Source organism: Actinosynnema sp. NPDC023658, assembly GCF_040639995.1.
Classification (GTDB): Bacteria; Actinomycetota; Actinomycetes; order Mycobacteriales; family Pseudonocardiaceae; genus Actinosynnema.
On sequence record NZ_JBFAAX010000069.1, the window covers coordinates 1 to 21120 of the forward strand.

Annotated in this window: 18 protein-coding genes and 1 tRNA gene; 10 read left to right on the top strand and 9 right to left on the bottom strand. The window is 72.1% G+C overall.

Going from position 1 to position 21120, the window contains the following annotated elements; genetic code table 11:
• The 3 genes from AB0G02_RS11490 to mfd all read right to left on the bottom strand — a co-directional run.
• A partial coding sequence (locus AB0G02_RS11490; RefSeq protein ID WP_360792664.1) for a MazG family protein occupies positions 1 to 879 on the bottom strand: 879 nt, incomplete at its 3' end.
• Positions 876 to 1826, bottom strand: coding sequence for a SurA N-terminal domain-containing protein (locus AB0G02_RS11495; protein WP_360792666.1), 951 nt, complete (start codon positions 1824 to 1826; stop codon positions 876 to 878). The genes AB0G02_RS11495 and AB0G02_RS11490, both read right to left, overlap by 4 nt.
• Before the next feature lie 13 nt (positions 1827 to 1839).
• Positions 1840 to 5418 (bottom strand): transcription-repair coupling factor, encoded by a 3579-nt coding sequence (gene mfd, locus AB0G02_RS11500; RefSeq protein WP_360792668.1) that lies wholly within the window; start codon positions 5416 to 5418, stop codon positions 1840 to 1842.
• A gap of 200 nt (positions 5419 to 5618) precedes the next feature.
• Between mfd and AB0G02_RS11505 the strand changes: the two genes are divergently transcribed.
• The gene (locus AB0G02_RS11505; protein WP_360792670.1) at positions 5619 to 6737 is read left to right on the top strand and encodes a PQQ-dependent sugar dehydrogenase; all 1119 of its coding nucleotides are present in this window, start codon (positions 5619 to 5621) and stop codon (positions 6735 to 6737) included.
• Here the strand turns inward: AB0G02_RS11505 and AB0G02_RS11510 are convergent.
• The 4 genes from AB0G02_RS11510 to AB0G02_RS11525 all read right to left on the bottom strand — a co-directional run bounded on the left by AB0G02_RS11510 (position 6718) and on the right by AB0G02_RS11525 (position 9340).
• Positions 6718 to 7170 carry a MarR family winged helix-turn-helix transcriptional regulator gene (locus tag AB0G02_RS11510; protein WP_360792672.1) on the bottom strand — a complete coding sequence of 151 codons (453 nt, stop codon included), beginning with the start codon at positions 7168 to 7170 and terminating at the stop codon, positions 6718 to 6720. The genes AB0G02_RS11505 and AB0G02_RS11510 overlap by 20 nt on opposite strands.
• Positions 7171 to 7181: 11 nt before the next feature.
• Positions 7182 to 7589, bottom strand: a complete 408-nt coding sequence (locus tag AB0G02_RS11515) for an SRPBCC family protein (RefSeq protein ID WP_360792674.1) — start codon at positions 7587 to 7589, stop codon at positions 7182 to 7184.
• 68 nt (positions 7590 to 7657) lie between these two features.
• Positions 7658 to 8251 carry a TetR/AcrR family transcriptional regulator gene (locus AB0G02_RS11520; protein ID WP_053719425.1) on the bottom strand — a complete coding sequence of 198 codons (594 nt, stop codon included), beginning with the start codon at positions 8249 to 8251 and terminating at the stop codon, positions 7658 to 7660.
• A gap of 129 nt (positions 8252 to 8380) precedes the next feature.
• Positions 8381 to 9340 carry an acyl-CoA desaturase gene (locus AB0G02_RS11525; RefSeq protein WP_360792676.1) on the bottom strand — a complete coding sequence of 320 codons (960 nt, stop codon included), beginning with the start codon at positions 9338 to 9340 and terminating at the stop codon, positions 8381 to 8383.
• 155 nt (positions 9341 to 9495) lie between these two features.
• Between AB0G02_RS11525 and AB0G02_RS11530 the strand changes: the two genes are divergently transcribed.
• The 8 genes from AB0G02_RS11530 (at position 9496) to pth (ending at position 17328) form a co-directional block, all read left to right on the top strand.
• Positions 9496 to 10641: an alpha/beta fold hydrolase gene (locus AB0G02_RS11530; protein WP_360792678.1), complete on the top strand. Its 1146-nt coding sequence runs from the start codon at positions 9496 to 9498 to the stop codon at positions 10639 to 10641.
• Positions 10642 to 10961: 320 nt separating this feature from the next.
• A tRNA-Gln gene (locus tag AB0G02_RS11535) sits at positions 10962 to 11032 on the top strand.
• Between the two features lie 93 nt (positions 11033 to 11125).
• Positions 11126 to 12772: a GGDEF domain-containing protein gene (locus AB0G02_RS11540; protein ID WP_360792680.1), complete on the top strand. Its 1647-nt coding sequence runs from the start codon at positions 11126 to 11128 to the stop codon at positions 12770 to 12772.
• Between the two features lie 67 nt (positions 12773 to 12839).
• A complete protein-coding gene (glmU, locus tag AB0G02_RS11545; protein WP_360792682.1) occupies positions 12840 to 14318 on the top strand; it encodes a bifunctional UDP-N-acetylglucosamine diphosphorylase/glucosamine-1-phosphate N-acetyltransferase GlmU in 1479 nt (492 codons plus the stop codon).
• Positions 14319 to 14331: 13 nt separating this feature from the next.
• Positions 14332 to 15303: a ribose-phosphate diphosphokinase gene (locus AB0G02_RS11550; RefSeq protein ID WP_360792696.1), complete on the top strand. Its 972-nt coding sequence runs from the start codon at positions 14332 to 14334 to the stop codon at positions 15301 to 15303.
• 289 nt (positions 15304 to 15592) lie between these two features.
• Entirely contained in the window at positions 15593 to 16198 is a 606-nt protein-coding gene (locus AB0G02_RS11555; RefSeq protein WP_360792684.1) for a 50S ribosomal protein L25/general stress protein Ctc, read from the top strand.
• Between the two features lie 58 nt (positions 16199 to 16256).
• Positions 16257 to 16769, top strand: a complete 513-nt coding sequence (locus AB0G02_RS11560; RefSeq protein WP_360792686.1) for a DivIVA domain-containing protein — start codon at positions 16257 to 16259, stop codon at positions 16767 to 16769.
• Positions 16759 to 17328 (top strand): aminoacyl-tRNA hydrolase, encoded by a 570-nt coding sequence (pth, locus tag AB0G02_RS11565; protein ID WP_360792688.1) that lies wholly within the window; start codon positions 16759 to 16761, stop codon positions 17326 to 17328. Before AB0G02_RS11560 ends, pth begins: the two co-directional genes overlap by 11 nt.
• 98 nt (positions 17329 to 17426) lie before the next feature.
• Here the strand turns inward: pth and AB0G02_RS11570 are convergent, their stop codons facing one another.
• Positions 17427 to 17894: a GNAT family N-acetyltransferase gene (locus AB0G02_RS11570; RefSeq protein WP_360792690.1), complete on the bottom strand. Its 468-nt coding sequence runs from the start codon at positions 17892 to 17894 to the stop codon at positions 17427 to 17429.
• Between the two features lie 28 nt (positions 17895 to 17922).
• Complete coding sequence (locus AB0G02_RS11575; protein WP_360792692.1) at positions 17923 to 19572, bottom strand: fatty acyl-AMP ligase; 1650 nt, start codon at positions 19570 to 19572, stop codon at positions 17923 to 17925.
• 106 nt (positions 19573 to 19678) lie between these two features.
• On the opposite strand from AB0G02_RS11575, the gene AB0G02_RS11580 reads away from it, so the two are divergent.
• Complete coding sequence (locus AB0G02_RS11580; protein WP_360792694.1) at positions 19679 to 20926, top strand: DivIVA domain-containing protein; 1248 nt, start codon at positions 19679 to 19681, stop codon at positions 20924 to 20926.
• The last annotated feature ends 194 nt before the right edge of the window (positions 20927 to 21120 follow it).

Here is a 21120-nt window from a genome sequence, read left to right on the forward strand (position 1 = left end):
CAGCGTGGTGGCGCCGGCCTCGCGGGCCGACCGCTCGGCCGCCCGCACGTCCGCCTCGAACCGGCGGGCCACGGCCCGCAGCTCCGTCTCCGGGTCCTCGCCCGCGAGCTTGGCCAGCGCCGCCACCGCGAACAACGTCGTGCCGGTGTCGTCGCCCTCCGGCAGCAGGTCCACCGGGAACCCGGCCCGCGCGACCCGCTGCGCGAGCTTGCCCGCCAACGCCACCGCGGGCTGCCCGATCGCCACGCCGTCCACGCTCGACGAGCGCTGCTTCTCGACCTGCTTGAGCTCTTCCCACCGGTGCTGCTGGGACGTCGCGTCGTGCACCGCCGGGTCGTTGCCCTGGAACACGTGCGGGTGCCGGCCGACCAGCTTGGCCACCAGGTCCCCCGCGACCTCGTCGATGCCGAACGGCTCCTCGCCGTCCTCGGCCGCGATCCGGGCGTGGAACAGCACCTGGAGCAGCACGTCACCGAGCTCCTCCCGCATCGCCGCCCGGTCGCCGTCCTCGATGGCCTCCAGCAGCTCGTAGGTCTCCTCCACGAGGTACTGGCGCAGCGAGCCGTGGTCCTGCTCCGCGTCCCACGGGCAACCGCCGGGCGAGCGCAGCCGGTCCATCACGGCCGCCGCGTCCAGCAGCGGCACGGCCGGCGTGCGGACCACGGGTGCGCCCGCGGCGATCAGCTCCCGCGCGGCGGGCTCGTCCGGGTTCGTGGTGATCAGGACGACCGACGGGCCCGCGGCGAACGCGGACACCGGCTCGGCCGACCACTGCCCGGCGTCGACACCCTCCCCCGCGTACACCGCCGCCGCGCCCCGCAGTGCGGGTAGCGCGGCGGCGGGCAGGACGGGGGTGGTGCCTACGACGACGACCGTCACGGGGCGGTCTGGCGGACCGGGGCCTGGTACCCGCTCAGCTCGCCCTCGCTGGGCGCGAGCGAGATGGCCGTGTCGTCCCACAGGCCGTACCGGGGGTTGACCTGGATCTCCGGGTCGCCCGCCAGGGTCTGCACGAGCCGCAGGCCGATCTGCTCCAGCAGCTGCGGCGTCAACTGCTCGGTCGACGACTCGCCGGACGAGCGCACGTCGGTCTTGCGGTCGGTCACGTAGGCGACGATCCACTGGGCGCTGCTCGGGTCCGGCGCGAACGCCACCACCGTGCCCGCCGGGACGCCGAACAGCGGCGACTGGGCGGCCTGCGGCGAGTCGGCGGACCGCACCCGCTGGCCCTCCTTCGACAGCGCCTGGCCCTCGGTGCCCTGCGGCGCGTCCGCGATGAACCCGGCCATCTTCGCCGGGTCCGCCGCGACCTGCTTGGCCTTCTCGACGGCCTCCGCGTTGTCCTTGGTGAAGAAGTAGTCGAACGTGACTTCCATCCGGTCGACGTACTTGCGCGCCAGCTCGACCAGCAGCAGCTGGTCCTTGGCGCGCTCGCGGAAGGTCGTCGCGTCGTAGACGGTGTTCTGCGAGGCCAGGTCGGCGCCGCCGGCCTGCTCGACCGACTGCGTCACCGCCTCCTCGGACACCGACACGCCCTCGCGCCGCGCGGCCTGCTCGATCAGCTCGTGCTGCACGCCCAGGGTCACCAGCTGGCGGGCGACCTGGTCGAGCTTGCGCTGGTCGTGCAGCTTCTGGGCCTCGGGCTCCTTCTTGAGCACGACGTCCAGCCGCTGCTGCACCTGCGCCAACGGCAGCACGGTGTCGCCGACGATCGCGGCCGAGCCGACGTGGCTCGGCCCGCTGCCGCAGCCGGCCACGAGCAGTGCCACCGAAGCCAGGGCAACAGCCGCGCCGGTCAGGGTGAAGCGCCTCTGCACAGTCCTCACGACCAGTACCTTCTCACGTCCTCGTGACGCCGCTCACGGGAGTCCCCGCCAAGGACTCCAGGAACTGCGCGCACCAATCCAGCAGCTCCTGGTCCCGGAGCTGGGGTGCGCCCATCCGGCCGCCCGCCGCGCCCTCCGTCGGCCTCGGCACGCTCACCGTCCTGGAGGTCTGCTTGTAGACCGCCTTGGGGAACAGCCGGCGCATCCGCACCATCTGGCTGTCCATCAGCTCCAGCGGCGCGAAGCGGATCGTCGAGCCCTGGGTGGCGACCTCGGTGACGCCGTGCGCGCGGCACGTCTGCCGGAACCGGGCCACCGCGAGCAGCCGCTCCACGGGCAGCGGCGGCGTGCCGTAGCGGTCCTTGAGCTCGTCCCACACCGCCTGCAACGACTCGCCGTCGACCGCCGCGGCGATCTTGCGGTAGGCCTCCAGCCGGAGCCGCTCGCCGGGCACGTAGTCGTGCGGGATGTGGGCGTCCACCGGCAGGTCCACCCGGACCTCGGCCAGCTCCTCCTCCAGCTCGCCGTCCGCGCCCGCGTGCCTGCGGAACGCCTCGACGGCCTCACCGACCAGCCGCACGTACAGGTCGAAGCCGACGCCCGCGATGTGCCCGGACTGCTCGGCGCCGAGGATGTTGCCCGCGCCGCGGATCTCCAGGTCCTTCATGGCCACCGCCATGCCCGCGCCCAGCTCGGTGTTCTGCGCGATCGTGGCGAGCCGGTCGTGCGCGGTCTCGGTCAGCGGCGCCTCGGGCGGGTACAGGAAGTAGGCGTAGCCGCGTTCCCGGCCGCGGCCGACGCGCCCGCGCAGCTGGTGCAGCTGGGCCAGGCCCAGCAGGTCGCCGCGCTCCACGATGAGGGTGTTGGCGTTGGAGATGTCCAGGCCGGTCTCCACGATCGTCGTGCACACGAGCACGTCGTACTCGTTCTCCCAGAAGCCCTGGATGATCTTCTCCAGCTTGTCCTCGTTCATCTGGCCGTGCGCGGTGATCACGCGGGCCTCGGGGACCAGCTCGCGGATGTGCCGGGCGGCGCGCTCGATCGACGACACGCGGTTGTGCACGTAGAACACCTGGCCGTCGCGCAGCAGCTCGCGGCGGATGGCGGCGGCGACCTGCTTGTCGTCGTACCCGCCGACGTAGGTCAGGATCGGGTGCCGCTCCTCGGGCGGGGTGAGGATGGTGGACATCTCGCGGATGCCCGCCAGCGACATCTCCAGGGTGCGCGGGATCGGGGTCGCGGACATCGTGAGCACGTCCACGTGCGTGCGCAGCGCCTTGATGTGCTCCTTGTGCTCGACGCCGAACCGCTGCTCCTCGTCCACGATGACCAGGCCGAGGTCCTTGTAGCGCAGGCTCTTCTGCAGCAGCCGGTGCGTGCCGATGACGATGTCCACGTCGCCCTCGGCCAGGCCGGTGACGGTCTCCTCGGCCTCCTGCGCGTCGGTGAACCGGGACAGGCCCTTGATCTTCACCGGGAACGCGCGCATCCGCTCGGTGAACGTGTTGAGGTGCTGCTGGGCGAGCAGGGTCGTCGGCACGAGCACCACGACCTGCTTGCCGTCCTGCACCGCCTTGAACGCCGCCCGCACCGCGATCTCGGTCTTGCCGTAGCCGACGTCGCCGCAGATCACCCGGTCCATCGGGACCGTGCGCTCCATGTCGGACTTGACCTCGTCGATCGCCGCCATCTGGTCGATCGTCTCGGTGAACGGGAAGGCGTCCTCCAGCTCGCGCTGCCACGGCGTGTCCGGCGCGAACGCGTGACCGGGCGCGGCCTGGCGGGCGGCGTAGAGCTGCACCAGCTCGGCCGCGATCTGCTTGACCGCCTTGCGCGCCTTGGCCTTGGTGTTCTTCCAGTCGCTGCCGCCCAGCTTGTTCAGCGTGGGCAGCTCGCCGCCGACGTAGCGGGACACCTCGTCGAGCTGGTCGGTCGGCACGAACAGGCGGTCGCCGGGCTGGCCGCGCTTGCTGGAGCCGTACTCCAGGACCAGGTACTCGCGGGTCGCGGTGGTGCCGGTGGTGTCCTTGGTGGTGCGCTGCACCATCTCGACGTACTTGCCGATGCCGTGCTGCTCGTGCACCACGTAGTCGCCCGGCCTGAGGGCCAGCGGGTCGACCGCGTTGCGGCGGCGGCTGGGCATGCGGCGCATGTCCTTCGTGGACGTGCCGTGCCGCCCGCCGGTGAGGTCGGTCTCGGTGAGCACGACCAGCGCCAGCTCGGGCAGCGAGAAGCCGTCCTCCAGCGCGCCGCGCACGACCGTCACCGCACCCGGCCGCGGCGCGGTGTCCAGCGTCTCCCGGAGCACCACGTTCACGTCGGCTTCGCGCAGCTGCTCGGTGGCGCGCTGCGCGGTGCCCGCGCCGGGCACCACCAGCACCGCCGTGCCGCCGGACGCGGTGTGCGCGCGCAGGTCCGCGAACGCCCGGTCGATGTCGCCCTGGTAGGCCTCGACGTGCTTGAGCTCCAGCCGGACGACGTGCTCGCCCTCGGTGGTGAGCCGGCTGAGCGTCCACCACGGCCGGTTGCCGTCCCGCGCGGACCGCGCCACGTCCGCGAGGCTGTGGTAGGCGCTGGAGTCCAGGTCGATGGGCCCCTGCCCGCCGCCCGCGGCGGCCATCCAGGACGCCTCCAGGAACTCCTGGCCGGTGCGCACGAGGTCCGCGGCCCGCGCCCGGATCTTCTCCGGGTCGTTGAGCAGGACGTGCGTGCCCTCGGGGACGACGTCGGTGAGCAGTTGCAGCTCGCCCTCGCACAGGGCCGGGATGAGGGCTTCCATGCCCTCCGACGGGATGCCCTCGGCGATCTTGCTCAGCAGCTCGTGCAGGTGCGCGTCGGCCGTGTGCTGCCCGGCCAGCGCCGCGGCCTTCGCCCTGACCTGCGCGGTCAGCAGCAGCTCGCGGCACGGCGGCGCGGTGAACGAGTCGACCTCCTGCGGCAGCGAGCGCTGGTCCGCGACGGCGAACGGCCGGATCTCGCTGACCTCGTCGCCCCAGAACTCGACCCGCAGCGGGTGCTCGGCGGTCGGCGGGAACACGTCCAGGATGCCGCCGCGGACCGCGAACTCGCCGCGCTTCTCGACCATGTCGACTCGCGTGTAGGCGATCTCGGTGAGGTTGACCAGGAGGTTCTCGAAGTCGTGCTCCGAACCGACCGCCAGGTGCACGGGCTTGAGGTCGCCCAAGCCCGGCGCCATCGGCTGGATCAGGCTGCGGACCGTGGTGATGACGACCTTGAGCGGGTTGCCCTCCGGGTGCGCCAGGCGGCGCAGCACCTGAAGGCGCGCGCCGACCGTGTCGGCCCGCGGTGACAGCCGCTCGTGCGGCAGCGTCTCCCAGGACGGGAACAGCGCCACCTGCCCGGGGCCGATGAGGTCGCACAGGACGGCCTTGAGGTCGTCGGCCTCGCGGCCGGTGGCCGTGACCGCGAGCACGGGCGCGCTGTTCGCCAGGGCCGCGACGACCAGCGGCCTGGCCGCGGGCGGACCCTCCAGTTCGAGGTCGGGCAGGCCGACCGAGTCGGCCAGGGCGCGCAGCGCCTTGTCGGGCAGGACAGCGGTCAGCAGGCCGGACAGCGGGCCGGGCTGGGGCATTGCGGTGGCTCCCCGAGGCAGACGCGGACAGACCCCTGCCCGGGACCGAACGTCCACCGGAAGGGGTTCTCGGCTCCCAGCCTACGGCGCTCCCGCGCGCGGTGCCCCGTGATTTCGGGCGTGTCCACCCGCGCCCGGCGGGGCGTGTCGACCGGTCGTGTGAACGGAGAGCACACACGGGGGTTGCCATGCTGAGCGGTATGCGTCGGGTTGTCGGTTTCGCTGCGGTGCTCGCACTGGCCGGGTGTTCGGCGGAGGGCGGCGGCGGGGGCAGCGCGCCGTCGACGACCACCTCCGGCGGGCTGAAGGTCGAGGTCGTGGTGGCCGGCCTGAGCCACCCTTGGGACGTGGGGTTCCTGCCGGACGGGCGGATGCTCGTGCCGCAGCGGCCGGGGCGGATCTCGCTGGTCGCGGACGGCCGAGCGACCGACGTCGAGGCCGACCTGGGCGACGTGGCGGCGCGCGGCGAGGGCGGGTTGATGAGCCTGGTCGTGCACCCGGACTTCGCCACCAGCCGGCGGTTCACCACGTGCTTCAACACCGCGTCCGACGTGCGGCTGGTGACGTGGGAGCTGGACGGCACGAAGGCCACTAGGGTGAAGGACCCGCTGCTCTCCGGCTTGCCGACGGCGGCGAGCGGGCGGCACTCCGGGTGCCGGATGGCGCTCGACCGCGACGGCGACCTGCTGGTCGGCACCGGTGACACGGCGCGGGGCACCGCGGCGCAGGACCGGTCCACCCTCGGCGGGAAGGTGCTGCGGGTCGACCTCGCGACCGGCGAGGGCGTGGCGGGCAACCCGTTCGGCGACCGGATCTACACCTACGGGCACCGCAACGTGCAGGGCATCGCCGTGCGGCAGGACGGGATGGTGTTCACCGCCGAGCACGGACCGGACGTGGACGACGAGGTCAACGTGCTCAAGCCCGGCGGCAACTACGGCTGGGACCCGTCGCGCGGCGGCACGGTCGGCGGTTACGACGAGTCGGTGCCCATGACCGACCTCGAGCGGTTCCCGGACGCCGTGCCCGCCGTGTGGTCCTCCGGCGACCCGACCGAGGCGATCTGCGACGCCGCGTTCCTCGTCGGGGAGCAGTGGGGCGACCTGGACGGCGTGCTCGCCGTGACCGCGCTGAAGGGCACGAAGGTGCTGCTGTTCACCGTCACCCAGGAGGGTGGCGTGCACTCCGTCGCGATCCCGCCCGAGCTGGACGGCACCCACGGCCGCCTGCGGGGCGCGGAGCTCGGCCCCGACGGCGCCCTCTACGTCACCACGTCGAACGGCACCGACGACGAGGTCCTCAGGGTTTCGCGCGGCTGACCAGGCCGCGCACCAGGTCGTCGTGGCCCGCGAAGAAGTCCGCGTCGACCCGCTCGACGTCCTTGAGCGCCCCCTTGAGCCTCCCCCGGCCCGCGTCGGTCACCGCCAACCGGCGGGCGCGCGCGTCGTGCGGGTCGGGCTCGCGGGTGATCAGCCCCTGGTCCTCCAGCTTGCGCAGGACCTGGCTGGTCATCATCGCGTCCGTCCCCGCCTGCTCGGCCACCTTCTGCTGGCTGGGCGGGCCCTCGTGCGACGCCAGCCACCACGTCGTGGCCAGCAGCACGAACTGCACGTGGGTCAGGTCGTGCGGGGCCAGCGCGGCCCGCATCGCCCGCTGCCACGTCAACGTCACCCGCCACAGCAGGAACCCCGGGCTCTGCCCCGGCCCGTCGAACCGCGACCGCGGCGCCCCCGCACCCTCGTCCGGGGTCACTTCTCCCGGGGTCACTTCTCGGCCAGCCGGGCGAGTGCTTCCACCGCCTGCGGCATGTCCTCGGTGACGAACGGGCCGATCTCCCCTGCCGCCGGCCCGTCGGCTTCGAGCCGGTGGGTGATCCGACGCCGGCCGTCCACCTCCTCGACCCGGTGGACGAACCGCAGCGTCGCACCCGGCACGACGGTCTCGTCGGTGAAGCCCTCACCCTCCACCACGGACGTCAGCGCGAAGGTGATCGGCGGCTGCCCGGGGATCGCCATGGTGCCCGTGCTCCCGACCGCGAACGGCCCCTCCAGCGTCACGGCGTCCAGCTCGCCGTCCCACTCGGTCCACCGGTCGACGTCGCTCCACAGCGCCCACACCGCCGCGGCGGGGGCCGTCGTGTCCACGCTGTGCTCGAACTCGTAATCTGCCATGCGCACATACTATAAGCGCGCTTACTAACTGGTCAAGCCGCACTGCCGACCGCCGCGCACTCCCGGCGTCAGCGGGTGCGCAGGCGCGGTTTGTGGTCCATGTGGGACAGGCCCTTCCAGGCCAGGTTGACCAGGTGGGCGGCCACCTCGTCCTTCTTCGGCTTGCGCACTTCCAGCCACCACTGGCCGGTCAGCGCGACCATGCCCACCAACGCCTGGGAGTACAGCGCCGCGAGCTTGCGGTCGTAGCCCTGGCGGGAGAAGTGCAGGCCCAGGATCGACTCCACCTGGGACGCGATGTCGTTCAACAACGACGAGAACGTGCCGGTGGACGACGCCACCGGCGAGTCGCGCACGAGGATCCGGAAGCCGTCCGTCGAGCCCTCGATGTAGTCGAGCAACGCGCACGCCGCCTGTTCCAGCAGCTCGCGCGGGTGCCCGCCGGACAGCGCGTTGACGATGTGGTCCATCAGGTACTGCATCTCGCGGTCCACCACGACCGCGTAGATGCCTTCCTTGCCGCCGAAGTGCTCGTACACCACGGGCTTGGACACGCCGGCCCGGTGCGCGATCTCCTCGATGGAGGTGACCTCGAAGCCCTTCTCCGCGAACAATGCGCGGGCCACGTCGAGCAGCTGCTCGCGGCGCTCCTTGCCCGTCATCCGCACGCGTGGCACCGGTGTGTCGTCGCCGCGCCGTCTCCCTGCCACCCAAACCACCCTAAACACCTGCCCCCCGCGTGAGCCGCGAGGGGCAGGTGGTCGACTTCGCGACTGCGACCGCTCGAGCGACTACTTCTTGGCGCTGATGCGGGCCAGGCGCTGCTGGTTCGGCCAGCGCACGTTGGTCGCCCAGCCGAACTTCTCGAACAGCCAGATCACCCGGGCCGAGGTGTCGATCTGACCGCGCTTGACGCCGTGCCGCGCGCAGGTCGGGTCGGCGTGGTGCAGGTTGTGCCACGACTCGCCGAAGCTGAGGATCGCCAGCGCCCAGACGTTGGCCGAGCGGTCGCGCGCGGCGAACGGGCGGTCACCGACCATGTGGCAGATCGAGTTGACCGACCACGTCACGTGGTGCAGGAACGCCACCCGGACGAAACCGGCCCAGAAGAAGGCGCTCAGCGCGCCGGCCCACGACATCGTGATCAGACCGCCGAGGACGGCGGGCCCGAGCAGGCTGATCATGGTCCACAGCGGGAAGAGCTTGTCGACCCGGACCAGGTCCTCGTCGGCCAGCAGGTCCGGCGCGAAGCGCTGCGCGTTGGTCTTGTCGCGGTCGAACAGCCAGCCCATGTGGGCGTGCCAGAAGCCCTTGGCCAGGGCGACCGGCCCGCTGCCGAACAGCCACGGCGAGTGCGGGTCGCCCTCGCGGTCGGAGAACGCGTGGTGGCGGCGGTGGTCAGCGACCCAGACGATCACCGGTCCCTGCAGCGCCATGCTGCCCGCGATGGCCAGGCCGATCTTGAGCGCGCGGTTGGCCTTGAACGATCCGTGCGTGAAGTAGCGGTGGTACCCGATCGTCACGCCGAGGCCGGACAGGTAGTAGAACGCGACGAAGAGCGCCACGTCGACCCAGCCCAACCCCCAACCCCAGGCGAAAGGAACGGCCGCGAGCAGAGCCAGGAACGGCACGATGACGAACACGTACACGCCCAACTGCTCGACGTGCCCGCGCCGTCCTTCGATCATCGGCTTGGGTCCGCGATCCTCGGGACCTTGCGGCGTGGACCTGCTCTCCAGGGTGCTGGTCATACATCTACCTCGTTGTGTGTTCGGGGCTACCTACGGAACCGTAACTTACGGAAGCGTAAGTTAGGTCAACCTCGTGCCGCCATAGCCGGAGCCAAAGTCATGGCGTGTTCTCAGGAAGTCGGGCGTGTCGATCAACCCCGGTGCATCATTCGGTGATGGGGTCTCCGGACGTTCGCCGGCGGCGCCGCCTGCGGATCGCGCTGATCACGTTCGCGGCGCTGTTCTTGCTGCTCATCGGGTGTCTGCTCGGGTTCGGCTGGTACTACAGCGGGCAGCTGCTGGAACCGGAGAACGCCCGTCCGGGCTACCGCGACATCGTCACGTCGTCGGCTTCGGGGACCGTCTCTCTGGTGGAGTCCAGGGTCACAACCCTGCCCGGCACCTGGGGCCTCGTCTGGCCGGGCGGCGGGGCGAAGGTCGGCCCGGTCACCCACCGGTCCGAGGGCACGGTGGTGCGCGAGCTCCAGGGCGACGCGCCACCGGACGGCACGCAGGTGCGGCTGGAGACCTCGGTGTGGAGCACGGACCCCGGCACCGCCCACGACCTGCCCTACACGGACGTGCGCATTCCCACCGAACTGGGTGACGCGCCCGCGTGGCTGGTCCCCGCGTCGTCCTCCACCTGGGTGGTCGCGGTCCACGGTCGGGGCGGCACGAGGGCCGAGGCCTTGCGGGTGATGCCTGCGCTGCACTCCCTGGGACTACCCGTTCTGGCCGTGACCTACCGCAATGACCAGGGTGCACCGCCCTCCCCCGACGGCCTGTACCACCTGGGTGACACGGAGTGGCGGGACGTGGAGGCGGCCGTGCGGTACGCCCGCGAGCACGGCGCGCGCAACGTCGTGCTGTACGGGTGGTCGATGGGCGGCGCGGTGGTCGGCCAGTTCCTCGGCCGCTCGGCGGACGCGGGCGACGTGGTCGCCGTCGTGCTCGACGCACCCGTCGTGAGCTGGACGAAGACGCTGGAGCTGCAGTCGCGCAACCGGGGCGTGCCCGAGCAGTTGGTGCCGGTCGCGGAGCTGGTCTCGGACTGGCGGGTCGACCTGGACTTCGACCGCTTCGACCTGGCGGCCGAGCCGCCCGCGCGCAGGCCGCCGACGCTGCTGTTCCACGGCGGCGCGGACGGGACCGTGCCGGTGCAGGCGTCGCGCGACCTGGCCGCGGCGGCGGACCGGCTCGACTGGCCGATCAGGTACGTCGAGGTGCCGGAGGCCGAGCACACGGCGGCGTGGAACGTGGACCGGGAGGCCTACGAGGCGACGCTGGTCGACTTCCTCGACTCGGTCGGGGGAATCCGGTAGCCAGACGGCGGGATGTCCCGCGCACGCCCCGCGGTGCCCGAACGACTACCCAATGTAGTTATGCGGGTGATTGTTTCGGCCGAAATCATCCCGTGCAGGGGTTGCCGGAGGCCTACGGAAGGCCGCTGAACCCCGTGCCGAAGAGGTGAACTGTTCACCCACTCGTGACGTGGCCGACGTCACGGACCCATTTGACCTGCGGCAACACACAGTGTCATGATCGCGTTACCCAGGGGTTGCCTCCACTTGAGTGGTGGTGCTGACCTTTGAGGGTCACTCGTGACAACATGTGTTCGCGCGGTCGGGTCAGCCCCGACCGTTCCGCCATGGTGTAAAGGCAGCACCTCGGATTTTGGTTCCGATGGTCCAGGTTCGAATCCTGGTGGCGGAGCGAGGAGGGCCGGGCCACGAAGGTCCCGGCCGCCCTGCGTCTGCATGGGGGTGTGAGTCGCTGCGCGAGGAAGCGGTCGACGAGCAGGACAACGTGGTGCCGGCGCTCCACGAGATGTCCGACGCGTGGCTGGTCGGCCGCGCGAGTGAGCTCGTGGCCGTGGCCCAGAGCAGCCACCTGTCCGACCAGCTCGACGCGGCGCACGAGGTCGACGAGATCCTGGCCGAGGCGCAGGGCCGGGGCGAGCCGCGGATCGTCGGCCAGCTGCTGCGCGCGGCGGCGGTGGTCCGGATCGTCACCCCCGGCCTGGTGGACCTCTCCGACTCCGTCCTGGACGAGATGCTGGCGCACTGCCGCCGGCACGGCCTGCTGGTGCTGGAGGCCGAGGCGCACGCCCTGCGCGGCCGCCGCTACCTGCTCGGCGGGTTCGAGGACAAGGCGTTGACCGAGGTCGCGAGCGGCCTGGCGATGCTGGAGGAGGACCTCACCCCCGACCCGATGCTGGACAAGCGCACCTGGGACCGGCTCCTGGCCTACGCGCTGCAGTCGACCGGGCTCGTGCTCACCCAGCTGGGTGTCTACGAGATGGCGGACGAGGTGCTGGCGCGGGCGCACAACGCGATCCGGGACAGCGCGAACCCGCACCAGATCTACGTCCACCTGGTCAACCGGGCCCGGCTGCTGATCGGCTGGGGCCTGCGGCTGGAGCGGGTGGAGAACTTCGAGGAGGCCGCCGAGCGGTTCGCCACCGCCTCGGCCATCGCCACCGCCGTCGAGGGGCCGTTCCGCGAGTCGCTGCACCCCGGCAGGCGCGACCGCACGGCCGCCGAGCAGGTGCCGGTGATCGGCGCGGCGCACGCGCTGGCCAGACCCGGCGCCGAGCACATCGCGCGGCTGTGGGCGCTGCGCGAGCTCTCCATGTACGCCCGCGAGCTGATCATCGTGTCGATCGCGCTGGCCCGCTGCCTGGAGATGGAGGAGCTGCCGCAGCAGGCGCTGCAGGTGCTGCACGACGCCCAGGACCGGCTGGAGCACGACACCTCCGAGCCCACCCTGATGCTGTGCCTGACCCGCGAGTTCGCCCGGATGTCCGGCCCGCACGGCGAGCGCACGATCTCCGCGCTGCAGACCTACGCCAACGCGCTGGAGGTGGAGCTGTGGATGATGCAGGAGGCCCGCACCGCCACCCTGCTCACCCGGCGCGACCACGAACGGCTGACGCGCGCGCACGGCGCGATCGCGCAGCAGGCGTTGCAGGACCCGTTGACCGGGCTGCCGAACCGGCGGGCGCTGGACGACCGGCTGGCCGCGCTGATCAACGCGCAGACCCACCCGATGTCCGTCGCGCTGGTGGACCTCGACGGGTTCAAGGTCGTCAACGACAAGCACTCGCACGCGGAGGGCGACGACGTCCTGCGGGTGATTGCGAGCACACTCCGGCAGGCGCTTCGGGGTGACGACCTGGTGGCCCGCTACGGCGGCGACGAGTTCGTCGTGCTGCTGCCCGGTGCGCCCCTGCACGCCGCCGAGGCGGCCCTCGCGCGGGCCGTGGAGGCGGTGGCCTGCCTGCCATCGGACCTGTCCAGGGGGGTCACGCTGTCCGTCGGCGTGATCTCGGTGCGCCCCAGGGAAGCGGCGCACGCGGCGCTGGCCCGAGCCGACTCCGCGATGTACGTGGCCAAGCGCAGAGGTGGCTGCCAGGTTGCGGCCGTGGAAGTCGAGCCCTCCTCGGAGGCTTAGTATCGGCACCTGGCGGGAAGCCAGGCCCCTCCCGCTGCAGGCACGCACTCAGCTAGGGAGAGCGCTGATGCTCGAGGGTGTTCCCACCCCAGTCAGCACGATCGTCCTCGCAGCGGGTGAAGGCACCCGCATGCGCTCAGCCACCCCGAAGGTCTTGCACCGCATCGCGGGGCGTTCCCTGGTGGAGCACGCCGTGCGCGCCGCCGCCGGGACCGGACCGGATCACCTCGCGGTCGTGGTCGGCCACGGCCGCGCCGCGGTCGCGGACCACCTCGACGGCCTGTCCACCGCGTTGGACCGCAAGGTCACCGTGGCGGTGCAGGAGGAGCAGAAGGGCACCGGGCACGCCGTCGGCTGCGGGTTGGCCGAACTGCCCCCCGACCTCGGCGGCACGGTCGTGGTGACCTACGGCGACGTGCCGCTGCTGGACTCCGACACGCTGCGCGGCCTGCTGGTCGAGCACGGCGAGCGCGGCAACGCCGTCACGGTGCTGACCGCCGTGGTGGCCGACCCCACCGGGTACGGGCGGATCGTGCGGTCCGCGGACGGCTCGGTCGAGGGCATCGTGGAGCAGAAGGACGCCACGCCCGAGCAGCGGGCGATCACCGAGATCAACTCCGGGGTGTACGCCTTCGACGCGGCCGTGCTGCGCGACGGGCTGTCCCGGCTGTCCACCGACAACGCCCAGGGCGAGCTGTACCTGACCGACGTGCTGACCATCGCGCGCGGCGACGGTCGGCGCGTCGGCGCGCTCGTCACGTCGGACCCCTGGCTGGTCGAGGGCGTGAACGACCGGGTGCAGCTGGCCCGGCTCGGCGCCGAGCTCAACCGGCGGCTCGTGGAGCGCGCCATGCACGAGGGCGTGACCGTGGTCGACCCGGCGAGCACCTGGCTGGACGCCGACGTGCGGCTCGGCCGGGACGTGCTGATCGAGCCGAACGTCCAGCTGAAGGCGGGCACGACCGTCGACGAGGGCGCGGTCGTCGGACCGGACACCACGCTGTCGGCGTGCGTGGTCGGGCCCGGCGCAAGCGTGGTCCGCACGCACGGCTCCGGCGCGGAGATCGGCGCGGGCGCGTCCGTCGGCCCGTTCGCCTACCTGCGGCCCGGCACGCGGCTCGGGGAGAGCGGCAAGATCGGCACGTTCGTCGAGACGAAGAACTCGGAGATCGGCGCGCGCAGCAAGGTGCCGCACCTGAGCTACATCGGTGACGCCACCATCGGGGAGAACTCCAACATCGGCGCGGCCAGCGTCACGGTGAACTACGACGGCGTGAACAAGCACCGGACCACGATCGGGTCCTACTGCCGCACCGGTTCGGACAACATGTTCGTCGCACCGGTCACCGTCGGTGACGGCGCGTACACCGGCGCCGGGACCGTGGTGCGGCGCGACGTGCCGCCCGGCGCGCTGGCCGTGTCCGGCGGACCGCAGCGCAACCTCGACGGCTGGGTGGTGTCCCGCCGGGCGGGCACGGCCTCGGCCGAGGCGGCGGAGCGCGCACTGACGCCCGAGAATGCTGGAACAACCGATGAAGGGCGCTGACGTGAACCCCACGATGGCCGGGATCCCCAAGAAGAACCTGATGCTCTTCGGCGGGCGTGCCTACCCGGAGCTGACCGAGCAGGTGGCCAAGCACCTGAACGTGTCGGTCACCCCGCAGTCGGCCTACGACTTCGCCAACGGCGAGATCTTCGTGCGGTTCGAGGAGAGCGTGCGCGGCTGCGACGCGTTCGTCGTCCAGTCGCACTGCGCGCCGATCAACCAGTGGCTGATGGAGCAGCTGATCATGGTGGACGCGCTGAAGCGGGCGTCCGCGAAGCGCATCACCGTGATCATGCCGTTCTACCCGTACGCCCGGCAGGACAAGAAGCACCGCGGGCGCGAGCCGATCTCGGCCCGCCTGGTGGCGGACCTGTTCAAAACCGCGGGCGCGGACCGGCTGGTCGCCGTCGACCTGCACACCGCGCAGATCCAGGGCTTCTTCGACGGCCCGGTGGACCACCTGTGGGCCATGCCGCTGCTGGCCGAGCACATCCGGGAGAAGTACGCGGGTCGCGAGATCACCGTCGTGTCCCCGGACGCGGGCCGCACCAAGCTGGCCGAGAAGTGGGCGGACACGCTGGGCGGGACGCCGATCGCGTTCATCCACAAGACCCGCGACCCGCTGCGGCCGAACGAGGTCGTCGCGAACCGGGTGGTCGGCCAGGTCGAGGGCCGGCTGTGCGTCGTCATCGACGACATGATCGACACCGGTGGCACCATCACCAAGGCCGTGGAGCAGCTGCTCTCCGAGGGCGCGTCGGACGTGGTCATCGCGGCCACCCACCCGGTGCTGTCCGGGCCCGCCGTGGAGCGGCTGCGCGACTGCGGCGCGCGCGAGGTCGTCTTCACCGACACCCTCCCGATCCCGGCGGAGAAGCGGTTCGACGCGATGACCGTGCTGCCGATCGCCCCGCTCCTGGCGCGGGTGATCCAGGAGGTCTTCGAGGACGGCTCGGTGACGTCGCTGTTCGACGGCAACGCCTGACCCCGCGACCGCCCGGCCCGGCACGCCCCGGGTGTGCCGGGCCTTCGCGTTTCAGGCGTCCCGACGCGGGGAACGAACCCCCGATTAGGCCCCGTCTCCCGGCTCGGCCTACACTGGCCGGGTTGCCTCGGCGAGGGCGAGCATCACGCTCGGCGTGATCGACGCGGCGGTTGTGATGCCGCGCGTGTTCACCCTCCGCGCCGCCCGCCGCCGCAGGCCAACCCACGCTTCGCCCCGCCCGACGCACCCGCCGACGTTTACCAGGCCAGACCGTTAGGAGAGCCCCACCGTGTCCGAGGTCCGTCTCGCCGCAGAGCAGCGCACCGAGTTCGGCAAGGGCGCCGCCCGCCGCACCCGCCGCGCCGGCAAGATCCCCGCGGTGCTCTACGGCCACGGTTCCGACCCGAAGCACCTGGCCCTGCCGGCGCTCGAGTTCGCCCGTGTTGTCCGCGAGCACGGTCAGAACGCAGTTCTCACGCTGGACATCGAGTCCTCCACCGAGCTGGCGCTGACCAAGACCGTCACCACGCACCCCATCAAGAACTACATCGAGCACGTCGACCTGCTGCTGGTGCAGCGGGGTGAGAAGGTCACCGTCGAGGTGCCGATCGTCCTCACCGGCGAGGTCGCCCCGGCGACCCTGCTCACGCAGGACCTCACCACCCTCCAGGTGGAGGCCGACGCGCTGAACATCCCCGAGCAGGTCGAGTTCTCGATCGCCGGTCTGGCCGCGGGCACCCAGGTGCACGCGTCCGACCTGGAGCTGCCCGCCGGCGCCACCCTGGTGACCGACGGCGACGCCATGGTTCTCGCGGTGAACGCCGCGCCGACCGCCGCCGAGATGGACGGCGACAGCGGCGAGGGCACCGACGCCGAGGCCACCGAAGAAGGCTGAGCCCATCACGTCGGGCAACTCGGACGGCACGCCTCCCCCGCCTCACGGCTGGGGTGGCGTGCCGCTCCCGTTCCTGAGCCCGGCGCAGGTGCGCGCGACCCGGTTCCCGCGCAAGAAGGGCAAGGGCTACGACCCGGCGCAGGTGGACGCGTTCGCGCTGCGCATCGCGGACGCGCTCGCGGGCCGCACGCGGCTGCACCCCGACCAGGTGCGCACGATCGCGTTCACCGAGATCGCCGGCGGGTACGACCAGCGGGCCGTGGACGACTTCCTGGCCGCGTGCGAGCACCAGCTCCGGTCCGGGCACGTGCCGCCCACCACGCTGCAGACCGGTGAGGCGGTGCTGGCGGTCAAGCTGCCGCGGTCCCCGAACGGCTACGATCGCGGCGAAGTCGACGCGTTCCTCGGCCGGGCCGCCGCGACGCTGGACGGCCAGGGGCGGATGACCTCCAGCGAGGTCCGCCACACGAGGTTCAGCACCACGTCGGGTCTGCGGCGGGGCTACCAGGTGCGCGCGGTGGACGCCTTGTTGGACGAGCTTGAGCAGGAGTTGCGGTTCCGTGGTCGATGACGTCGCCCTGGTCGTCGGGTTGGGCAACTCCGGCCCCAAGTACGAGGGCAACCGGCACAACGTCGGGTTCCTCGTGCTGGACGTGCTCGCGGCCCGCGTGGGCGGGAAGTTCAAGGCGCACAAGGGCGGCGCCGAGGTGGTCGAGGGCCGGTTGGCCGGGCGCCGCGTCGTGCTGGCCAAGCCGCGCGGCTACATGAACACCTCCGGCGGTCCCGTGGCGGGCACGGCGAACTTCTACAAGGTGCCGCCCGCGTCGATCGTCGTCGTGCACGACGAGCTGGACCTGCCGTTCGGGACGGTGCGGCTCAAGCTCGGCGGCGGCGAGAACGGGCACAACGGCCTGCGCTCGACCACCAAGTCGCTGGGCACCAAGGACTACCACCGGGTGCGGTTCGGGGTGGACCGGCCGCCGGGCCGGATGGACCCGGCGGACTACGTCCTGCGCGACTTCTCGCTCGTGGAGCGCAAGGAGCTGGCCTTCGAGCTGGACCGGGCGGCGGACGCCGTGGAGGCGTTGCTGGAGCTCGGCCTGGAAGCCGCCCAGAACAAGTTCCACTGAGCACGAGTTCGGCTGAGCACGAGTTCGGCTGAGCACGAGTTCGGCTGAGCACGAGTTCGGCTGAGCACGAGTTCCACTGAGCCCGGGGCCGCCGAGTCCTAGCGGTGGCCCAGCTCCACCTGGAGCAGGTGCGGCGAGACGGCGAAACCGCTGCGCTCGTAGGCCGTGACGGCCCGTTCGCTGGAGTGCACGGTCACCCGTTCGAGGCCGAGGGCGCGGGCTTGGTCCAGCAGGGCGTCCACGAGCCGGCCGCCGAGGCCCTCGCCCCGCCGGTCGGGCAGCACGTACACGGACTGCACGTCGCCCGACGCCCGGTCGGAGGCCGCCGGGTGCGGCACCCGCGGCACGACCGCGAGCCAGGCCATGCCGACGACCCGACCGGCCACGACCGCGACCGCGCACCGGTGGGTCGCCGCGTGGGCACGCGCCCACGCGGCGAAGCGGGCACCGAACTCCTCGTCGGCCGCAGGCACCTCACCGCGGCTCTCCAGCGTCCACCGCTGGCGCAGCTCGGCCACGGCGGGCAGGTCCTCGTCACGGGCCGGGCGGATCTCGACGTCGCTCATGCACCCATGGTGCCGAGCCGCCGTGAGGTCACCTCGCGGGCACCAGTGCCGCGGCGGCGGAGCGGCGGAGCTTGCCGGACGGCGTCTTCGGCAGGCTGCCGGGCTTGAGCACCACCACCGAGAACGGCCGCAGGCCGACCGCGTCCACGACCCGCGCGCTGATCTCCTTGCTCAACGCGCGCACCGCGTCGTCCTCACCGGCCAGCTTGGACTCGACCACCACGGCGAACCGCTCGCGCCGTGTGCCCGCGTCCAGCCGCACGGCCACCGCGTTGCCCGCCCGCACGCCCTCGACGGCCGTCGCCGCACGCTCGATGTCCGTGGGGTAGATGTTGCGCCCGCCCATGATGATCACGTCCTTGCGCCGTCCGCAGACGACGACCTGACCGTCCACCACGTACCCCTCGTCGCCGGTGTCCAGCCAGCCGTCGGCGTCCTGGGTGTCGCGCGGGCCGTCCACGGTCAGGTAGCCGGGCGTCACGGCCTCGCCGCGCACGCGCAGCTGCCCGACCTCGCGCTCGCCGCGCACGGTGCCCTCGGGGTCGACCACCTGCACCTCCAGCCCCGGCAACGGCGGCCCGAGCAGCGGGAACGCCCGCGCGTTCGGGCTGTCCGGCGGCACGGGCACGGCGCGGTGGCCCGCCTCCAGCTCCTCCGGGTCGACCACGTCGACCGCGATGCCGGTGAACACCGGCGCGAACGCCACGCCCAGCGTCGTCTCCGCCATGCCGTAGGCGCACAGCACGCACTCCGGCCGCAGCCCGAACCGCGCGCCCGCGTCGGTGAACGTCTTCACCGCGGCCGGGTCGATGGGCTCGGCGCCGTTGAGCGCGATGCGCAGCGTGGACAGGTCGTACGCGCCGTCGTCCACGCCCTGCATGCGGCGGGCGGCGATGGCGTAGGCGAAGTTCGGGGCGGCCGTGATGGTGCCCTTGTAGCGGCTGATCAGGTCCGGCCACAGGGTCGGCCTGGCGAGGAAGTCGACCGGGGTGACCTTGACCAGGTCCAGGCCGAACAGCATGGGCACGGTCAGGAACCCGACCATCCCCATGTCGTGGAACAGCGGCAGCCAGGACACCATCCGGTCGGTCTCCGGGTCGAGCTCGGCGGCGGTCTCCATCGCCTTGGCGTTGGACCACAGGTTGCCGTGGGTGATGCGGACGGCCTTCGGGTCCGCGGTGGACCCGCTGGTCAGCTGGAGCAGCGCGGGCATGTCCTCGTCGACGTCGACGGGCGCCTCCAGCGGCTCGCCGTCCAGCTCGTCCAGCTTGCGGTAGGCGACGCCGTGCTCGTCCAGCACGCCCGACAGCGCGTCGAACGGCGCTCCGAGCAGCACGAGCTTCGCGCCGATCATGGTCAGCACGCGCAGCGTGTCCTCGGCCCACTCGGTGAGGTCGGTGCGGGCCGTCGGCTGGTGCAGCATGGTCGTGCTGCCGCCGGCCAGCCACACCGCCTGCACGGCGGGCGCGATCAGCGCCGGGTCACCGGCCAGGACCGCGATCGACGCGCCCCGGCCCACCCCTCCCGCCACGAGCGCACCGGCCATGCGGGCGGCCTGCTGGTGCACCTCCGCCCACGACCGCCGGGTCGGAGCGTTCGGCTCCCCCGTGGTCATGCCCCGCGCCCGTCCCCCGGCACCCGTAGCGGTTGCCACCATCGTGTCCACGAACCGGCTCATGCCCGTCAGGGTAGAGCGATCTTCCGACTATTGAGCCGATAGGGCGAAACATCCCGACCACCATCCGGCGATACTCCCCCGTACACCACACGAAGGAGGTAATGGGGTGGCCGGGTTCGACGCTCGCCAGCACCTGCCGGCACATCCGGCGCCGCTGTTGGGCGCGCAGGATCTGCGGCAGGTCGCCTTCCACCGTCCCCCTCCCGGCCGGCCCGGGTACGACGAGGGACAGGTGGACGCCTTCATCGACCGCATCGAGGCGACGCTGCTGGGTCGGGACGACGTCACCGAGCAGGACGTGAGACGGGTGCGGTTCAGACCGGCCAGACCCGGCTACTACGCCGCTGAGGTCGACGCGTTCATGGACCTCGTGGCCGAGACGCTCGGTTCCACGCCGCAACGGCGGCAGGCCACCGCGCCCGCGCAGGGCGCGCACGCCACGTCGACCGGGATGCGCCCCGCGGCCCGGCTCACGCCGCAGGACGTGCGGGGCGTGCGGTTCCACAAGCCCAGACCGGGCAACCGCGGTTACCACGAGGGCGAGATCGACGCGTTCCTCGACCGGATCGAGAACACCCTGGCAGGGCGGGACGACCTGACCGCCCGCGAGGTGCAGGACTTCGAGTTCAGCTACGCCCCGCCGGGTCAGGTGGGGTACGACGAGGACGACGTGGACACGTTCCTCGACCTGGTCGTGGTGACGTTGGAGCGGATGCCCACCCCGCCCGCGCCCGTGCGGCCGACGTCCTCCGCTCTGCCCGCTCCCGCCCTCGCGCCGGTGCCCCCTCCCGTCCGGCCGCGTCCGGGGCCCGGCAGCCGCCCGTTGACCGCCCGGGACGTGCGCACCGCGGCGTTCGGCAAGCCGCCCCGCGGCCGTCGCGGCTACCAGGAGTCGCAGGTCGACAAGTTCCTCGACCGGATCGAGAACACGTTGCTCGGGCAGGACGACCTGACCGCCCGCGAGGTCCGCGAGGTCCGCTTCAGCCGGCCCATGTTCGGCCGGCGCGGGTACGACGAGACGGAGGTGGACGCGTTCCTGGCGCGGGTCGAGAAGCAGCTGGGCGACGGACCGCTGCGGCCGACCGCGCTGCCGCCGATCACGTCGTGGAAGCAGCTGCGCCTGATCAAGATCCCGGTGGCGGGACCGGCGCAGCGCGGGTACCGGGCGTCCCAGGTGGACCGGGTGCTGGAGGAGGTCGGGATCGCCCTGGACGGGATGGTCGGCGCGTCGTCGGAGGAGGTGTCGCGGACGAAGTTCGCCACGTCGATGATGGCGGGCCAGGGCTACGACTGCTCGTTCGTGGACGAGCTGATGCCGTTGCTGGTGGCCGAACTGCGCCGCCGCGGCCGCTGATCTCGCGCGGCCTTTTCCGAGGCCGGCCACAGCGTGCACGCGCCGGCCTGCCTCGCCCCCTGCCCCGCCGAGAGTCCTACCTCCACGACGCGAGAGTCCTACCTCCAGCACGCGAGAGTCCTACCTTCAGCACGCGAGAGTCCTACGCTCACGCACCCTGAGTTCAACGCTCGTGCTTAACGGCGTTAAGCGTG

Coding starts and splice junctions, on each gene's coding strand:
- AB0G02_RS11525 (WP_360792676.1), bottom strand. CDS start 9,340: ATGACCAGCACCCTGGAGAGCAGGTCCACGCCGCAAGGTCCCGAGGAT.
- AB0G02_RS11515 (WP_360792674.1), bottom strand. CDS start 7,589: ATGGCAGATTACGAGTTCGAGCACAGCGTGGACACGACGGCCCCCGCC.
- AB0G02_RS11550 (WP_360792696.1), top strand. CDS start 14,332: ATGGCCGGGATCCCCAAGAAGAACCTGATGCTCTTCGGCGGGCGTGCC.
- mfd (WP_360792668.1), bottom strand. CDS start 5,418: ATGCCCCAGCCCGGCCCGCTGTCCGGCCTGCTGACCGCTGTCCTGCCC.
- AB0G02_RS11530 (WP_360792678.1), top strand. CDS start 9,496: ATGGGGTCTCCGGACGTTCGCCGGCGGCGCCGCCTGCGGATCGCGCTG.
- AB0G02_RS11505 (WP_360792670.1), top strand. CDS start 5,619: ATGCGTCGGGTTGTCGGTTTCGCTGCGGTGCTCGCACTGGCCGGGTGT.
- AB0G02_RS11570 (WP_360792690.1), bottom strand. CDS start 17,894: ATGAGCGACGTCGAGATCCGCCCGGCCCGTGACGAGGACCTGCCCGCC.
- glmU (WP_360792682.1), top strand. CDS start 12,840: ATGCTCGAGGGTGTTCCCACCCCAGTCAGCACGATCGTCCTCGCAGCG.
- AB0G02_RS11575 (WP_360792692.1), bottom strand. CDS start 19,572: ATGAGCCGGTTCGTGGACACGATGGTGGCAACCGCTACGGGTGCCGGG.
- AB0G02_RS11520 (WP_053719425.1), bottom strand. CDS start 8,251: ATGACGGGCAAGGAGCGCCGCGAGCAGCTGCTCGACGTGGCCCGCGCA.